The organism is Legionella waltersii (assembly GCF_001468085.1).
GTDB lineage: Bacteria > Pseudomonadota > Gammaproteobacteria > Legionellales > Legionellaceae > Legionella > Legionella waltersii.
The window spans coordinates 22,838-38,977 of the sequence record NZ_LNZB01000048.1 but is presented as its reverse complement, the minus strand read 5'-3'; the positions used below and the strand labels follow the sequence as shown (position 1 = coordinate 38,977).

Here is a 16,140-nt window from a genome sequence, read left to right as displayed (position 1 = left end):
CTTAACCAAGTACAATGTCAGCCCATTTACTTCGCAATGTATTGGAGTTAACCATGCCATCATTTTTTAAAAAACCTAGTTCTGATAAGAATTTTTTCCAAAATTACTCGGATCATATCGATGCTCTTGAAATTAAGTTTATAAAAAAATTCAATGAGTTAAAAAAACCCAAAAATAGAGGGAAAATCTTTGATATTCTTGCTGATGAAGCTCTAGGCCGTATCAATATTTTTGAACCACTCAGAGATGGGCATGATTATTGTGATGAGTTTGTAGGAGCAACAGCACTCCCAGCTCTTGGACTAATTGCGTCACTTGCCTTTGCAGGAAAAGCACTCTTCGAAGCCGGTGAAGCGTTATTTATCAAAGTTGGGTTTAGCCAAAAAGATGGTGAAGATCACTTATCCAAAGCAGGATTCGCATTAGCCCTTTCTGCTATATCATTTGCCCTCAGCATTGCTAGCTTCATAAAATCTGCAATCAGTTTGGTGACTCGTCCAATCGCTACCCTCTTTAGTGGGTATGCACCACAGAAAGAAGATCGATTCTATAGAAATGACGGAGTAGATAGATTGATTAGTTTTGGTGAAGAAACTCTAGATGAAGCTGAGCGTGGATTGAGCAATCTTTTTAGCTTTTAATAGTTTAAGTTAAAATGCCAATATACTCTCCCTAAGGAAGCTTTTGGGCTCCCTACGGGAGAGTTTTATAAGTCAATCTTAATACTATAAAAGCTATTCGTCTAATAAATCCTCTATCTGTTTTACCAATCTCTTAGAATCAGGCGCTGTTGTTGAATAAAAATAATTAACTACATCTCCATTGCGATTGATTAAATACTTATGAAAATTCCATTTAGGTGCTGAACCGAAGCCTAATTGCTCTCTTGCCCAAAGAAAAAAGGGATGTGCATTTTTCCCAGAAACAACCTCTTTGGAGGTCATAGGAAAAGAAACCCCATAGTTCAGCTGGCAAAATTGCGCGATTTCGCTTTCCGTTCCAGGTTCTTGGCTACCAAAATCATTGGCGGGTACGCCCAAAATCACTAAACCCTTGTCTTTGTATTTGACATAAAGCTCTTCTAGTCCTTTGTATTGGGGGGTAAACCCACATTTAGAGGCAGTATTCACAACCATAAGTACCTTCCCTTTATAGGTGGATAATGGCAGTGGCTTATGGCCTACTAGAGTATGAAATGAAAATTGGTACGCACCCTTTTCAGTGTTTGATGAAGTTTGCTCTTCTGCAGCCATTGAGTTAGTCATTAGTATGCATCCTGTTAGAAACATGAGTAAACGCATTAGTTATCCTATTCCTTTGTTTTTGAAAAATGAAGGGGTTGGAGACATTTAGCTGATTTAGATTTCCGCTCCCTTACGGTCTCGGATTCACTTCTTGCAGGCTCGGGGACGGACCCCGGTGGGGTCCGTCCCCATACCTCTTTTACCTCTCCAACCAATACTTCGCAACATCAACCCGCCTAGCAATCCACACATCCTTATACTCACTCAAATAATCCAAAAATTGCTTGATAACCATGGCTTTAGCAGGCTTCCCACTCAACCTGGGATGCAAACCAATACTCATCAGAGCTAATCGTTGCTCTGCATGTAAGAATTTGAAGGTGTTAACCAATTGCTCATAAAAATCACTAGGACCAGTAAATCCAGGTGAGGTGGTGTAGCGAAAGTCATTATTATCCAAGGAGTAAGGAATAATCAAATGCTTCTTTTCTTTGTAAGGTAACTCATCGGCATAACTGTCAGAATCATAGAGAAATCCTCCAGCCTGTTCTAACAGTGATCGAGTATGCTCACTGCGACGTCCTGTATACCATCCCTGAATCTTCTTGCCTGTTAGTTTTTCGAGCGTTTCCACACAAAGATGAATGTGCTCTTTTTCAGTTTTAGCGGGAATTGTACTGTAATCCAACCAACGCCAGCCATGGCCAGCTACTTCATGATCCGATGACGCTAAATAGTCTGCCAATGCTGGATTTAAAATCAACGCTTGTCCACAAACAAAAAAAGTTAATGGAATGGAATACTGATCAAACAAACGAATTAAGCGCCAAATTCCAACCCTACTTCCGTATTCAAAAGAAGATTCGACACTAAGACTGCGTTTACCTTTTGGTTTTTTACTAAAGGGAAAATCAGTTCCATACACTTCAGCATACTCATCGCCGTTCACAGGACTTTGTTCACTACCCTCTTCGTAATTGATTACAAAATTAATGGCAATTTTGGCCTTATTCGGCCAAGAAAAAGGAGGCGTTTCTTTGCCATAACCCACCATATCGCGCATGGCTCACCCCAGTTCAAATGTAGTTATGCCATAAATCTGTTCTGTTGCTAACTTTGGCTCTCCACGCATGTACATACGTGCTGTGGCAAATACCTTTTGCATGCCCTGTTTTTTCACAAACTCTAAAGCAAACGGATTGTTTTCGGGAATATCCAGAAACACCGTGGTTCCTTCTGCTTTAATGACTAGATGCTGCCATAATTGTTCGGCAATGGTTGGGGAGTTGGCAAACAAAGGACCGACTTTAAACCCTTGATAACATTTTCGAATAACCCCATATCCTTTGAGAATGCCATTCTCCATATAAGCCAATGCCTTTGACTCTGGCTGCTTAATCCATAAGGATAGAAATTGAGATCTTGGAGCAGGAAAATGTTGGCAGTCGTAATCCAACAAATTCGTGAACGGAATTGATTGCAGTTCATGGATGCTTGAATTCTCATTAACCTTAGCTTGCGTAATGTCAATGGAATAACGGGCATTGTTGTGTGCAAACCGATAACCAATTTTTGCATAAGCATCAACCATGTTTAACACCCCATCGATACCTACATTGCGATTTCCAACATAGGCCAAACGAGCATTCGTTAATGCAATACCATAACCCTGATCTCTGTATTGGCTATCGACAATATAAAATCCACAAAAGGCAAAATGTTTGTCATATAGAACTGCTGAGCCCACGGCAATAATTTTTCCATTGAGTTTTCCAGCAAAGAAACCTTTGGGGTCCGTATTATAAAAACACTCTGCATCATAAAGCCCAGGATTCCACCCTTCATTCTTAGCCCAAAGCACGGCCAGATTGACTTCCTCTCGGGTCATGTGTTCGATGTGATATTGATCATCCATCATTAATCACCGTGATCACTCTGTCTAAATTACAGTAGAAAAGAGGTAAGCTGTCAACTTCAAGATTGGTTATTCCCTATTTTTTATGCCAAACTCAAAAGTAAGCAACTCATTCAACAAAAATAATCATGAAAAAAATAATCACTTACGCTCTTATTGCCATAGGTATTTACACGCTGGTGATGTTCGTTTTCAGCATGCTGTTTAGTCGTTCCGGACAGACCATGTATGGCGGGGCTACGCCTATTGCCGAATATAAAATGATGGATAATGCTACTGCCGTTCCAGCTGCAATGAGTGCTGAAAAGCCAGCACCAACCCAATCTGAACAAGTCATGCGTCGCATGATAATCCGCAATGCTCAGCTGAGTCTGCAAGTGAATGATATTCCCAAAGTCATGGATGCCATTATCCAACTTGCCGATAATTCTGGTGGCTATGTAGTGAGTTCAACATTCAATCAAGATACCGTGTATGGAGGTGGAAGCTCCGCTGAAGTAAAGATAAGAGTACCCGCAAAAGGATTGAACAGTGCTCTACAACGCTTAAAAGGCCTTGCAACCAAAGTGATTCAGGAGTCTATTTCGGGAGAGGACATTACCCAACAATACGTCAATCTAGAAAGTGAATTGAAAAATCTCAAAGACACAAAACTACAATTAGGAAAGATCATGCAAGGAGCGACAAAGACTCCAGATGTTCTATCCGTTTTTGAAGAATTAAGTGAAACCCAGCGAAAAATAGACGTCACTGAAGGGCAAATTAAATATTTCAAAGAATCCGTTGCGTTTTCTCTAATCACTATTGATATCAGCATGAATCCTGACATCAAAATCAACCAAGACTCACAATGGAAAATAGCCCAAGTATTTTCTGAATCCTACAAGCAGCTCATCAATTACTTAAGAGAGTTCACCTATGGCGTCATCGAATTTTCTGTGTATTTGCTCCCATTAATTCTCTTATGGGGAATCATTCTCTGCGTTGTTATTTGGATAGCAAAATCCATTTATTTCAGATTTAAATAACCCATTTCAAAGGATGCCCGTTTATCGGGCATCGCCTTGCTTGATCTGTTGCGTAACATTTAATATAGTGAAGTGACAATTTGTCGGTAAATTTCTCAATGGAATGAGGCTTTAATTTAAAAAGGAATTTAATATGACCCGATTAGAAGAATTACTCTATAACCTGACCGCAGTCATTATTCGCTACCATGACAAGCAATCAAGTAAGCCTTTGGTTGTTGAAAGCGATAAAGGTGAACTGAGAAAAAAAGTTCATGCAAGCGCAGTAGATATTATTAAAAGCACAAAAACGGACTTTAAATCACGACTTGATGACCTAATTAAAGCATCCACTGATGAATCCTCATCAACTCGTAGGCATTTTTTAAAGTACATTTTGCATGAGATTATTTTTTTAAAAGCCCAACTCGATCGGAAATCCTCTTATGAACCTGAACAATTAGATGAACTAAAAAAACAACTATCGCAACTTTTTACCGACTTTAAGAAACTGATGACAACACCAAAGTCCACTACTTGCACCGTACATCACAGTGAGCTTGCTCCTAAAGAATCTCCTGCTATAGCATTATCAGGACTTATAAATACTGGGTATACAGGAGGCGAAATTTGTAATTCAGGACTCTATTTAAATGAGGAAGTTCTTATTCCATTTAGTATTTACACCAACTCGTCACAAAAAGAAATTAATGCGGTTGCTGAACAAATCAGTACTGAACTCCAAAATGCATTGTTAGTTTCAGAGCTGACACATAAAACTCAACAGTTATGCACTACCAATAGCGAGCAGCAACAATCCCTTAAATTACTGTCGACTCAAAATCACGAGTTAGACACCAAACTCAAAGAGGCCCAAGCGAAACAAAAGGTGCTCTTGGGGACTATATTAATCGAGAAATCCAGAGCTCAAAAAAGAGAAGAAGAACTTTCTACAATTAATTTTGATCAAAAACAGGTTATTTCTGAGCTCAAACAGAAAATAGTTGACTTGTCGGAGCAAGCCTCATTAGAAGAGTTATCCGACTCGGAGAATGAAGGTTCAAAACGTACTTATGGATTTTTTGGCTCTATGATATAAGGTATTAGCAATCTGTTCAGAACTTACGAAAAATCCTAAGGTCGAGGCAATGTAAGAGTAGCAATTCGCGTAAGTTCTGATTGTATTTGTACGATGTAAAGGATGACTCTATGTTTAACTTGTTTCCAGCCTCAAAACCTAAGTACGCGACTTACGTTAAGATGTACAGCACCTTCACCCACGTGAACACTGAAAAATGCTTTGCATTTGTTTTGTTACCTTATTCCATCGACCGAAGTTTAATCCACATCGAGTCGATCCAATTCGATTTTAATCGTAGCGGAGAAATCCTTGGATTGAGTATTCATTTCTTAGGGGAAGAAGAAACCATTCATCAAAAAGCGAAAGAAACTCAGGCTAGTTTTGTCAAGCTCAAAGAAATTCATACGAAAGGGAATGATCTGTGCGTATTTGATCCGTCAACAAGTAGGCTTTCACTCTTATTTGCCCCTAGCAAAAATTCACCTCTTTATTTATTAGATATTATCAACCACATCGCGGAACAATTCTCTATGAACCCTGCTTTCGTAAAAGAAATCAAGGATCAGCTGTTAAGTCCGTTTTATTTGGCTTCTGAGCATGAACGCTTGTCAGGTAGGTCTCAAGAAAAACCATCGGAATGTGCCATCGTTTAACAGGGTTCACTTTATCTTGCTGTGGATTTCTTAATGAGCTTGTTTATTTCTTTTCGAATCCCTGGACTAGCAAATAATGGGATAAACTGGTGAAGACCGCTGATGTTTAAATAGTCTGGGGTGTAAAACAACTCAATTGGAAGGGGTGCAAAAAAATTAATTTGATCTAAATTATCAATCCCTTTGATTAGAATAATTTCAGCGATGCGGCAACAAGCATAGGTTAATACTGTATTGGGTAAGGAATTCCTATTGATGACGCATTGATAGGGAACCACGCCCAATGGGATATTGCTGTTGCTAATTGCTGTTGCAATTTCTTGAGGCAATTGCCATTCTATAGCCAATTGCCCCCCAACAATGGCCGAATGAGTCATTAAATCTTCCTGCTCTTGGTAAACACGTTCAAACAATAAGGCTCCCGCACTGAAGCTGTGTGATAATTTAGGTTGAAAGGTGATCATCGCAAGATTACCGATGTAAGAAAGCAGCGCTTGTGTTGCTAACTCCGAAGAATTTCCAAACCCTAAACTTTTTGACAACGTAAAGGCCAATGAGCTGGCTAAGAACCCACATGACCATATCTTTCCTAATGCTTCTTTAAGTTTCTTATTTCTATTGGGGATATTGGTCGTAATTGCGCATTGAAACGCGATACTTTTAATGCGATTAGCGCCTAAAAATAAAATGGCTTGATTTAATCGAGTGATTTTTTGAGTTAAATAAAATCCGCCTGAATTCACTGCTTGCAACACTTTAGCAGCAATCACAGGGTCACTTTGCACCATTTCATACAGCTCATCGGTATTATCTCCTCCAGCTAACAGCACATTTAATATTGGGTGAGGACGCGGTATTGATTTGGTTATTTTTACTATTTGATCCAAAGTCTGTTTATCAGACTCTTTTAAGGTCAAAAGACGAAATTTAGATAACTCAGGATAAATCTGCTGCTCTACGGGTTGATTGGCCGGTTCAGTTAAATGAGCAGGGGGAAGCATTTCTTTTAATGCCTCTTTTTTAACGTCAGCAATCGGCTTAATTAATCTCTTTTGAGCTGACTTTTTGGAAGAGGAAAATGTTCCCCAATAAATTATCCCTGACAATAGTAAAAAAATAATTACAGCAAAGACCATAGCTCCTCCTTGAACCCAAGGATCTTCATTCAATTGTTTTCGCTCTTTCTAAGGTCAAAAGACCCTATTTATTTCTTCAGCTTCTTTTCCATGACTTGATCAAATAGCACTTTTTTCTCATCGGGCAATTCAGCTCTTCTCAAAACCATCATCTCTTGAGGAGTCCCCTGAATACAATCGGGGGTTAACCTATCTATTATGAGTATACCATTGATATGATCAATTTCATGCTGCAATACCCTTGCATAAAATCCATCTGCTGAACTGCTGTGGTATACCCCTTCTACATCGTAATAATGGTAATCTATCTCGTTGTACCTCGGTACTTTACCCGATTTACTGTTCACTGAGTAACAGCTTTCAAAATCGTAGACCGTCTTAGCGTTAGCCTTCGGGGTATAGCTAGGATTGATGAGTACATGCATGGGATAGGAGGTCACGTTATCTCTTAATAAGCCAGCCTCTTCAGGGATATAAATTGCGATAATTTGTTTAGCCACATTGATCTGTGGTGCGGCTAAACCTACGCCGCCTAAATGCTGTAATTTAGTTTCCATGGACTGAATCAAGGCTTTATCCTCAACCGACAATGGAAATGAAACAGGCCTGGCTTTGTTTTTCAAAACACTCTGATAGTCAGTTTGCTCAATGGCAACAATTTGCAAAGTATTTGCATCAGCTGAATTCATGACTAATCCTATAAAAATAAAAGAAGGATATAGCAAATACTTCACAAAACCTAGATTGATGCTCATTTATTCACATCGCTTTATTGGAAGGAAAATTGTTCTACTTCCACTTTTTGACCTGAGACAGAATGACCAACAGTAACCTGTTTAAAGAGACTGTATTTTCTTCGACCTTCTGTAGCACTTTTATTGCCAGAGCGTACGTTGTCTAAATCGTCTAATACAGGCCCAATCTCAAAATCGAGCTTCTCATTATTCTCACTATTTTCTAAAAGCAGAGTAGCATGCCTCTTGCTAGGTTCAACGAATTCATAATAAGAAGGTAGAACATCCTTATTCCATTGCTCAAGTGCGTGTTCTTCTTTTCTTCCTCTGTGCAAAATATCTCGTGCAACTCTACGATCACGGCATTTTTCTATATCAGTATCCACAAAAACAGACACATCCATTAAAGCTCGAAGTTTCTCTGGATGAAGAACTAAAATCCCCTCTATGATAATCACCGACTTAGGATGCACGGTTATTGTCTTTTCTTTCCTCTTAGAAACGGTGAAATCGTAATCAGGCATTTCAATGCTTTTGCCCAGTTTTAATTGTTGGACATGACTTATCAGGAGCTCAAAGTCCAGAGCATCTGGGTGGTCGAAGGAGCTTACCTTCATTTTGTCCTTCCCAAGATAATAATTATCCGCAGAAAGAACAACACAATCCTGCTGATAATGCTTCTCCACTAAAGCACTGACAGTGCTTTTACCAGATCCCGAACAACCTGCAACCCCTACAACAAATGGCATTTTTTTATCCTATAAATTCACAAAAGACGCCATTTTATCAAATATTGATCTTTTGTAAATTTTTTTTATCATCAAGGCAGTACTTTCAACAATTTCTAGATGATCGAATGGGATTGGTGACAAGACTTCTAAATAACTCCCTTCAATGTCCCCGTCGCCCCAGGAATGGAAAAAAGGTGCCAGAAAGGCGGATGAGGGTTTATTGTTCGAAGTGATCTAGTTTATATGGAGCACTTGGTGCTTGAAATGCTTACGCAAAATCCCGATCTCTTGAATTGCGTCTTCTTGACTTTCATTGAGTGATATGTCAATTTTTATCCCAATTATATAAAAGATGATAAAATGTCTGAAAAAGAAGACAAACCTTCATACCTAAAAAAAGCTGGCCAATTATTCTTTGATTATTTTTTCCAATCTGACGAAAAGCTCAAAGCCTGGTTATTGCTGATAGGAACCCTCCTCTCTATTGTTGGGATGGTAGCCCTTTTCGCATTGATGCCTTGGTGCTTTTTAGGTTTTTGGGCCGCTCTTGAAACGAAGGCCCTGACCACTTTTCTTTTTTATATCAGTGCCTGTGCTTTAAATTTCGCTGCAATCGTTGGCATTAACTCTTTAAAAGACTATCTCAGCCAAACCTTAGCCCTAAAATGGCGCACATGGCTCACTATAAAATTTATTGATAAATACCTCTTTGGGGATAAAAATTATTTAGAACTGGCTCGTTTAAACCCAGAAATAGATAATCCAGCTCAAAGAATTCAAGAAAATATTAAAACCTTTGTTGATAACTTTATCTCGTTAAGTACTGATTTCATTCGCTCAACACTTAGCTTTGTCGTGTTTGTGAGCACTTTATGGATCGTAGGAGGTACTCTTTCTTTCGTCCTACTGGGTTTAAACATTGTCATACCCGGTTACCTCGTTTGGGCATCTCTTCTTTTTGCTCTAGGGGCAAGCCTCATCACGAAACTGTTAGGCACCTCTCTCAATTCATTAAATCAGAAAGAAGAATCATTAGAAGCACAATTTAGAAAAGACATTGAAATAATAAGTGCTGAATCGGAAAACATCGCTCTCGAAAAAGGCGAACCCTACCATAAAACGGTGTTAGAAAAGGACATCAATACTATTTCTGAAAACAGCCTGCAAAAAATAGGGGTTTCCCTAAAAGTAAATGGGTTTCAAAGCCTATACACTAATCTTGTCCAAATAGCGCCGTATATTTTGACCGCCCCACTCTATTTTATGGAACTCATACAGCTACCGCAAATTATGCAAATTGGCAATGCTTTTAACGAAGTTAGCAGTGCTTTAAACTGGTTTATCAATTCCTACGAATACATAAAAAAATTCCAAGCAAGCACTCTGCGCATTATGGAGCTTGAGAATGCACTTAATCCAGATAACTCTGTTCAAAAAGAGAAAGAAATTAGGGTACAAGCGAGCAATAGCAATTCAATCAAAGTAAAGGAATTGCATGTTACTTATCCTCAAAAATCAGAAAGCACCGCTTACATGGTTCGGGCCTTAAACATAGAATTTAAACCTCAAGAAAATACCTTGCTCAAAGCGCCGTCTGGCTTTGGAAAAAGCACTTTATTTAAAACGATACGAAAAACCTGGACGTATGGAAATGGACAAATTGAAATACCAGAAGGACAAAGTACTTATTTCTTACCTCAAAAGCCTTTAATTCTTCAAGACTCTTTAAAAGCAGTTCTTGCCTACCCTAACCCTGTAGATACCTATGCTGATAACGAATACAAAGAAGTCTTAGCAGCAATCGGGGGCAATATGGAGGGTTTTATCCCTGAATTAGATCATTTGGATAATTGGAGCAAACGTCTTTCCTTAGGCCAACAGCAACGTATTTCCTTTGCCAGAGCGCTATTGAAAAAACCGGATTGGTTATTTCTGGATGAAGCAACAGCCTCTTTGGATGAAGAGAGTGAATGCTATTTGTATCAACTCTTAAAAGAGAAATTACCGAATACAACGATCATCAGTATTGCTCACAGGAGTACTGTCAATAAATTCCATCAACGAATTATTCAACTTGACCAAGTTAAGCAAGAAACCTCTGTAGAATCCTCCTCTTCTGAAGAACGACTACATATGGCTTCGTCATTTTAGCAATCCCTGCTAACATCTCACTTATAGGACTTGAATAGGTAATTAGCACAAAGGAATACTAAATTGATAAATTGGATAATCTATGGAGCAAATGGATACACCGGAGAGTTGATAGCCAGATCAGCAAAAGAAAAGGGACTGGACCCCATTATTGCTGGACGCAATGGACCGGCAATACACTCTTTAGCCAAGGAGTTACAATTAAAAAGTCGAGTGTTTGATTTAAGCGATCCCCAACAACTCATGAAACACCTGTCTGATGTTAAACTGGTTCTGAACTGTGCTGGACCCTTCTCTGCCACGAGCCCATCAATCATAAAGGCTTGCCTGCAAACTAAAACTCATTACATCGACATTACCGGTGAAATTTCAGTCTTTGAATACGCCCATCAACAAAGACAGTTCGCCGAAGCAGCCAATGTAGTACTTTGTCCAGGAGTTGGGTTTGATGTAATACCAACAGACTGTTTGGCTGCACAATTAAAACAGTTACTGCCTGATGCAAATTATTTAGCTCTTGGATTTGATTCAAACTCAGCCATGTCACCCGGCACAGCAAAAACAGCTGTTGAAGGGTTAGCATTTGGAGGAAAAGTTCGCATGAATGGTCAAATAATAACTGTTCCCTTAGCCTGGAAAACTCGCCAAATTGATTTTGGTAGGGGTGAAAAATTAGCAACAACTATTCCCTGGGGAGATGTCAGTACAGCTTTCTATACAACCGCTATACCTAATATTGAAGTCTATATTCCAATGAGCCCTAAACGATTATCCCTGTTAAAAAGAGTCAATTGGCTGCGCTGGCTTTTAAAATTAGGATTCATCCAAAAATTTCTAAAATCTCAAGCAGCGGAACAAAAAGGACCTAATTCAGAAGAATTACAAAACCAGGTGACCTATGTCTGGGGGGAAGTAAAAAATGCGCGTGAAGTCAGTATAACCATGCGATTCAAAACAGCCAATGGGTATGCCCTTACTGTAGCTGGGAGCTTAGCCGTTGCTGAGTATTTACTGAATAATACCGTGGAAGGAGGTTATAAAACCCCGTCGCAACTCATGGGATCCGATTTTATCTCTAAACTTCCAGGATATGCTGAATGATTTTTTATGGGGGCAGACTTATCCCTATGGCTTGTATGCCGCGACTTGTTCGCAGCATGCAGGTGCTCTTAATCAATAACAAATTTCTTCTTACAGTTCACGCAATTGTGGATTTAGGTCCTCTACGCTAGACATAGGGTGTCTGAAGACTCTGTTTTTTGAGCATTCATTTTAACTCCAGTTAATGTTTCAATGGCTGTAATCATTGATTCAACCACCGCTTCATTAGCAATCTTGCTCTTAATACTGACCATAATCTCTTGTAGGGCTTGTTGATCATCAAGTTTTGATGCACTTAAACGGACTCGATATTCATCCGCATTATGACGAGAAGTTTGAATTCCATCTATTTTATGGAGTTCTCCTACAATCTCAATGAATTCTTTCGCAGAACTCTGATCAACAAAATAAACACCAGCTCGTAAATCCCCTAGCTTTAAACTCTTGTCTGATTCCAACGTTTTCTTAACTGTTTCTGACACAAAATGCACACTCATTGTCTTATCCCCACTTACATCATTATGTATAACAGGTGTAATTAAAGCACACTATCTGTTGAAATAATAGTTAATTTTCAATCAATTATCTCTATTAAATGACAATTATTTACTGCTCATGAAAAAAATTGTTGGTTTTTTTTACACAGTTAATAATCACTTAAGGCATGTTGTATATAATATGCTCTACGACGTCATAACTTATTGAACTGGTTTAAGAGTTTTTCAACTCGTCAGAATGAAACACGGTTTGTAATGGATGCACACATATACCAGTTTATTGAATTAATACATTTTTAAAGAGGTAATTGAAATGGGGGCATCCAAATCAATCAGAACGCGTTTTGTAGACGATCTTAGAGACTACACAAACACACTCGCTGCAGTACATTTACTTAAAGAAGCGTTAAAAGGCGGATCCATGATCACCGTTGGGGCCGCGAACGATATCGTGAGCAAAGAAAACCTTAAAGCTGACGCCAAAATAGGTAATGTGGTTAAAGCTATCTTAGCTCAAGCGGGTAAAGAAGGTGAAGCACGAAGCCTATGGGTTAAAAATGATACAGACAACAAATGGCATCTTCAAGCTGCAATCACCATCGGCGGTGCAGTATATACCGTTGATTTAGTGCAGGAAGGTATCGTTAAAGGTGAACAACTTTATACAGTCAATATTGAAAGCAAGTTGGCTAAAGACGATTCTCCAACCCCATCCAGAGGAAAGTTATTCTTTAATCCTGGTGCTAAAGCGACTGTTAAGATTAAAGCCAATAAAGATGGCGATTTGAGAGCAGTAACCCAAAAAGGATTGGAAATTAGTCACGACTCTATTGCACCCTACTCTTATCAAAACGAAATTATTGCCAAATATTGTGACAAAGTCAGTCAAGGAGCAGATACACAACTAGCCCTTGCAGGTACAGGTTCAGGTAAAAGTATTATCATGGCTGGTATCGCTCAAAGCTTGGGTAAAACGGTGATGATTGTGCCTGATGCACTTTTAGTAAGTCAGCAAACAAAAGAAGTTCTAAATCTGGTTAACAAAGGTATAGAGAATGGAGCGCCGGTTACTCCAATCAACGTATTTACTTTAGATCTCCTGGAAAAACCCGGACTTATCGATGATCCTGAAGACATGGATCAAGTTACGTCATACTTTGCAACGGTGTTAGAAGGTACTTCAAAGCCCAAAAAATTTGAGCATATGGTACTTCAGTCAACTCATCCATTATTCAAAGTGATAGCGCCTCTAATTAAAGACAACATGGTGCTAATTGATGAATCACACACCCACACCTTTGATTCAGAAAGCACAAAATTGTTACAGGGCCTTAAAGACAATAACTCTGTACTTGCTCTGACCGCAACACCAACGTCTAAACTGTATGACTTATTCCCAGGAACTCCTCTGGATGACCTGAGCTTAGGTGCAGCCATTGAACTTGGAAATGTACGTCCTATTAAAGCTGAAGTTGATTACTACGAAGCTGAAGATCTAGTGACTCAAGCAGTGGTTCGTTATTTCGATGATTACTATCTGCGTACTGGCGACAATGGTTATACTGACCCAGTTCAGTTAAAAGCAGAACTTCTTAAAAAAGTGCCTAAGCCATCGGATATGGAAGCTCAGAGCCAAGCCATTGAAATTGCTTTAGAAAGAAATAGAATGCGTTGTCCACGTAACATGGCTTTTTCTGACAATAAACAGACTCGTCAAGAACTAGCAACCATTTATCAGAAAATTTCTGAGGGTGATGCAACAACCATTAATAAATACAAGGACACTATTGCTGCAAAGAGAAAGCAATCTGAAATTGAAGCACGCGTTGCAATGACTTTGAAGTTTGTGCAAGATGTTGATGCACAAAAAACAAAAGAAGTGACAGAACTTGTTACTTTAGCAACTAAAACACCTGTTGTTGATCTACCAAGAGACATCGTAATCGAACAACAAAAAGGGGTTCAGCGTACAATAAATAGCTTAGCTCTTGCTCTTGTACTGAATGAGAAGCCTTCTTCTATAGGCGAAAAGGACAGAACAAATAAACTTCGTACATTCATTGAGAAGTGTGATGCAGAATTTCATGGCTTTAAGACAGAGGGTAAAACAGGCAAACCTGGAGAAGATGCTGTTGAAGCGAAGTTGAAGGCATGCGCAAGTTTCAATAGGGAAAAAATGAGAGAAAGTTTACTGAAAATGGAATCCCCTATTCCAGATCTTCCTGCAACGCAACAGGCGGCAATGATTAACTTAATTTTAGACCGCGCTGAAGCACTAGCTGCAAACATTACTGCAGATAGACCAATGGTAGACATTGTTATGAACCCTACACCAGTGAATTTAAAAGCACTGGAAGTGGATAGCAATTACACCAGAACAATTGATGCCAGCACTACAGATACGACTAAAAAAGGTATCGTAGCTATGTTGGACGTGGGTATCGTTTCTCAAGTGGTGTCCGATCAAACCGTTGCAACTGGTGTCAGCATTAAAGACGTTTTCAACGTGCAAATTGTAAATAACTATTCTGAAGCCGTTGAATCGGATATCAATGTCATCAATGGAACTTTATCTGGTCCTCAAGCCATGGGTCGCTGTGTGCGTCACGGAGATGGTCTTGCACGAGTTCAGCAGATTATTGATGTCAGATACAAAGGAACTGGATTGATTTTAACAGTGGATGACGCTATTGACCGCCAAAATTCAGGTGTGAAAACTAAAGCGGTTATGACTGCTAGAGATAATCTACAACTGATACAGAAGGCTACTGTTGTTCAATCCATCTATCGCGGACAAAAAACGGTTGGTATGTTTGCTAAGAATAGAGATGAGTTATCCGCATTAACTTCAGACATCCAAAAATGCAGAGTAGCTATCAGTACCAAAACAAGTATGTTACAAGATGGAAGAAATCACTTAGTGACCACAAAACAAAAACTACATAACAGTGAAGTCGAGTTAGCTTTCATCCCAGGTAATCCAAAGGGTAGAATTCCTCCTCAGTACCGAAACAAACCAGAAATGGTTAGGCATTGGACTCAGAGAAAGGTTCTTCCTGGTGTGATTGATGGAATTGTGGAGCGCAATCAACAGATTGAAGACTCGCTCCAAGATAGCGTCCAACAATTACAAAAACTAGAGAAAAGAAGAAATGTACTCTTAGCACAAATTCAGTCAGCACCATCTACAAAAGGTGCCACCGTAGTAAAGACTAAAACAGCTATGACTGTACAGGACGCAGAGATGGATTTCTCTGACCAATCGTTCCATAGAGGCTCCAAAACTCATGGCCTTTTTGCTCAGAAAAAACAAGACGTATCTGCCATAACCGTAGATATCCAAAAATGCAAAGAAGCCATAAGCACTCAAACCGATATGTTAAGAGTAGGGAGAAATCTCTTAGACTCAACAAAGCAAAAACTCCATAAAAGTGAAGTAGAGTTAGCCTTCATTCCAGGTAATCCGAACGGTAGGATTCCACCTCAGTACCGAAATCAACCAGAAATGGTTAGATATTGGACTCAAAGACAGGCACTTCCTGGGGTGATTGATGGAATTGTTGAACGGAATCAGAAGCTGGAAGACGCACTACGTGATAGTCTAAAGCAATTGCAAAAACTAGAGAAACAAAGGGATGCACTCTTAGAAAAAACTCAGTCAACACAAGCTCAACAAACTGTTGCAACGATGTAGTTTTTCTAACCGTGAAAATCATCAAACCGATAAAAGAGGCTGAATTGTTCAGCCTCTTTTTTTATGAAGATCAACCACCACAAAACCAATCCGATCCGCGACCGTGAGGGCTGAGGAATCGACTCGTTTTTAAAATGGGGCATTTATACCAATGGTAGCTAATTTACTCCCTGATCCAAACGTTTCCGACTCAGAA

General features: G+C 39.3%; 14 protein-coding genes. 7 read left to right on the top strand and 7 right to left on the bottom strand.

The features are described 5' to 3' along the window. Nucleotides 1–53 precede the first annotated feature (53 nt). Nucleotides 54–641 carry a hypothetical protein gene (locus tag Lwal_RS09735; RefSeq protein ID WP_058480612.1) on the top strand — a complete coding sequence of 196 codons (588 nt, stop codon included), beginning with the start codon at nucleotides 54–56 and terminating at the stop codon, nucleotides 639–641. A gap of 93 nt (nucleotides 642–734) precedes the next feature. Here the strand turns inward: Lwal_RS09735 and Lwal_RS09730 are convergent, their stop codons facing one another. From Lwal_RS09730 to Lwal_RS09720, 3 genes are all read right to left on the bottom strand, one after another. Next, nucleotides 735–1,265, bottom strand: coding sequence for a glutathione peroxidase (locus tag Lwal_RS09730; RefSeq protein WP_058480611.1), 531 nt, complete (start codon nucleotides 1,263–1,265; stop codon nucleotides 735–737). Nucleotides 1,266–1,443: 178 nt separating this feature from the next. After that, entirely contained in the window at nucleotides 1,444–2,307 is an 864-nt protein-coding gene (locus tag Lwal_RS09725) for a polysaccharide deacetylase family protein (RefSeq protein ID WP_058480610.1), read from the bottom strand. A gap of 3 nt (nucleotides 2,308–2,310) precedes the next feature. Then, nucleotides 2,311–3,159 (bottom strand): GNAT family N-acetyltransferase, encoded by an 849-nt coding sequence (locus tag Lwal_RS09720; RefSeq protein ID WP_058480609.1) that lies wholly within the window; start codon nucleotides 3,157–3,159, stop codon nucleotides 2,311–2,313. Between the two features lie 128 nt (nucleotides 3,160–3,287). Between Lwal_RS09720 and Lwal_RS09715 the strand changes: the two genes are divergently transcribed. From Lwal_RS09715 to Lwal_RS09705, 3 genes are all read left to right on the top strand, one after another. Next, entirely contained in the window at nucleotides 3,288–4,187 is a 900-nt protein-coding gene (locus tag Lwal_RS09715; protein ID WP_058480608.1) for a DUF4349 domain-containing protein, read from the top strand. Between the two features lie 133 nt (nucleotides 4,188–4,320). Next, nucleotides 4,321–5,265, top strand: a complete 945-nt coding sequence (locus tag Lwal_RS09710) for a hypothetical protein (RefSeq protein ID WP_058480607.1) — start codon at nucleotides 4,321–4,323, stop codon at nucleotides 5,263–5,265. Nucleotides 5,266–5,375: 110 nt separating this feature from the next. Beyond that, nucleotides 5,376–5,900: a hypothetical protein gene (locus Lwal_RS09705; RefSeq protein ID WP_058480606.1), complete on the top strand. Its 525-nt coding sequence runs from the start codon at nucleotides 5,376–5,378 to the stop codon at nucleotides 5,898–5,900. Nucleotides 5,901–5,911: 11 nt separating this feature from the next. Here the strand turns inward: Lwal_RS09705 and Lwal_RS09700 are convergent, their stop codons facing one another. From Lwal_RS09700 to udk, 3 genes are all read right to left on the bottom strand, one after another. Next, nucleotides 5,912–7,069: an HDOD domain-containing protein gene (locus Lwal_RS09700; protein ID WP_058480605.1), complete on the bottom strand. Its 1,158-nt coding sequence runs from the start codon at nucleotides 7,067–7,069 to the stop codon at nucleotides 5,912–5,914. Nucleotides 7,070–7,104: 35 nt separating this feature from the next. Beyond that, complete coding sequence (locus Lwal_RS09695; RefSeq protein WP_058480619.1) at nucleotides 7,105–7,725, bottom strand: peptide deformylase; 621 nt, start codon at nucleotides 7,723–7,725, stop codon at nucleotides 7,105–7,107. A gap of 80 nt (nucleotides 7,726–7,805) precedes the next feature. Beyond that, the gene (gene udk / locus Lwal_RS09690; protein ID WP_058480604.1) at nucleotides 7,806–8,519 is read right to left on the bottom strand and encodes a uridine kinase; all 714 of its coding nucleotides are present in this window, start codon (nucleotides 8,517–8,519) and stop codon (nucleotides 7,806–7,808) included. Between the two features lie 342 nt (nucleotides 8,520–8,861). Between udk and Lwal_RS09685 the strand changes: the two genes are divergently transcribed. Continuing rightward, nucleotides 8,862–10,652, top strand: a complete 1,791-nt coding sequence (locus tag Lwal_RS09685; protein WP_058480603.1) for an ABC transporter ATP-binding protein/permease — start codon at nucleotides 8,862–8,864, stop codon at nucleotides 10,650–10,652. Between the two features lie 63 nt (nucleotides 10,653–10,715). Next, a complete protein-coding gene (locus Lwal_RS09680) occupies nucleotides 10,716–11,753 on the top strand; it encodes a saccharopine dehydrogenase family protein (RefSeq protein WP_058480602.1) in 1,038 nt (345 codons plus the stop codon). A 122-nt stretch (nucleotides 11,754–11,875) separates the two neighbouring features. Here the strand turns inward: Lwal_RS09680 and Lwal_RS09675 are convergent, their stop codons facing one another. Further along, nucleotides 11,876–12,250 carry a hypothetical protein gene (locus Lwal_RS09675; protein ID WP_058480601.1) on the bottom strand — a complete coding sequence of 125 codons (375 nt, stop codon included), beginning with the start codon at nucleotides 12,248–12,250 and terminating at the stop codon, nucleotides 11,876–11,878. A gap of 313 nt (nucleotides 12,251–12,563) precedes the next feature. On the opposite strand from Lwal_RS09675, the gene Lwal_RS09670 reads away from it, so the two are divergent. Further along, nucleotides 12,564–15,944 (top strand): DEAD/DEAH box helicase family protein, encoded by a 3,381-nt coding sequence (locus Lwal_RS09670; RefSeq protein ID WP_058480600.1) that lies wholly within the window; start codon nucleotides 12,564–12,566, stop codon nucleotides 15,942–15,944. The last annotated feature ends 196 nt before the right edge of the window (nucleotides 15,945–16,140 follow it).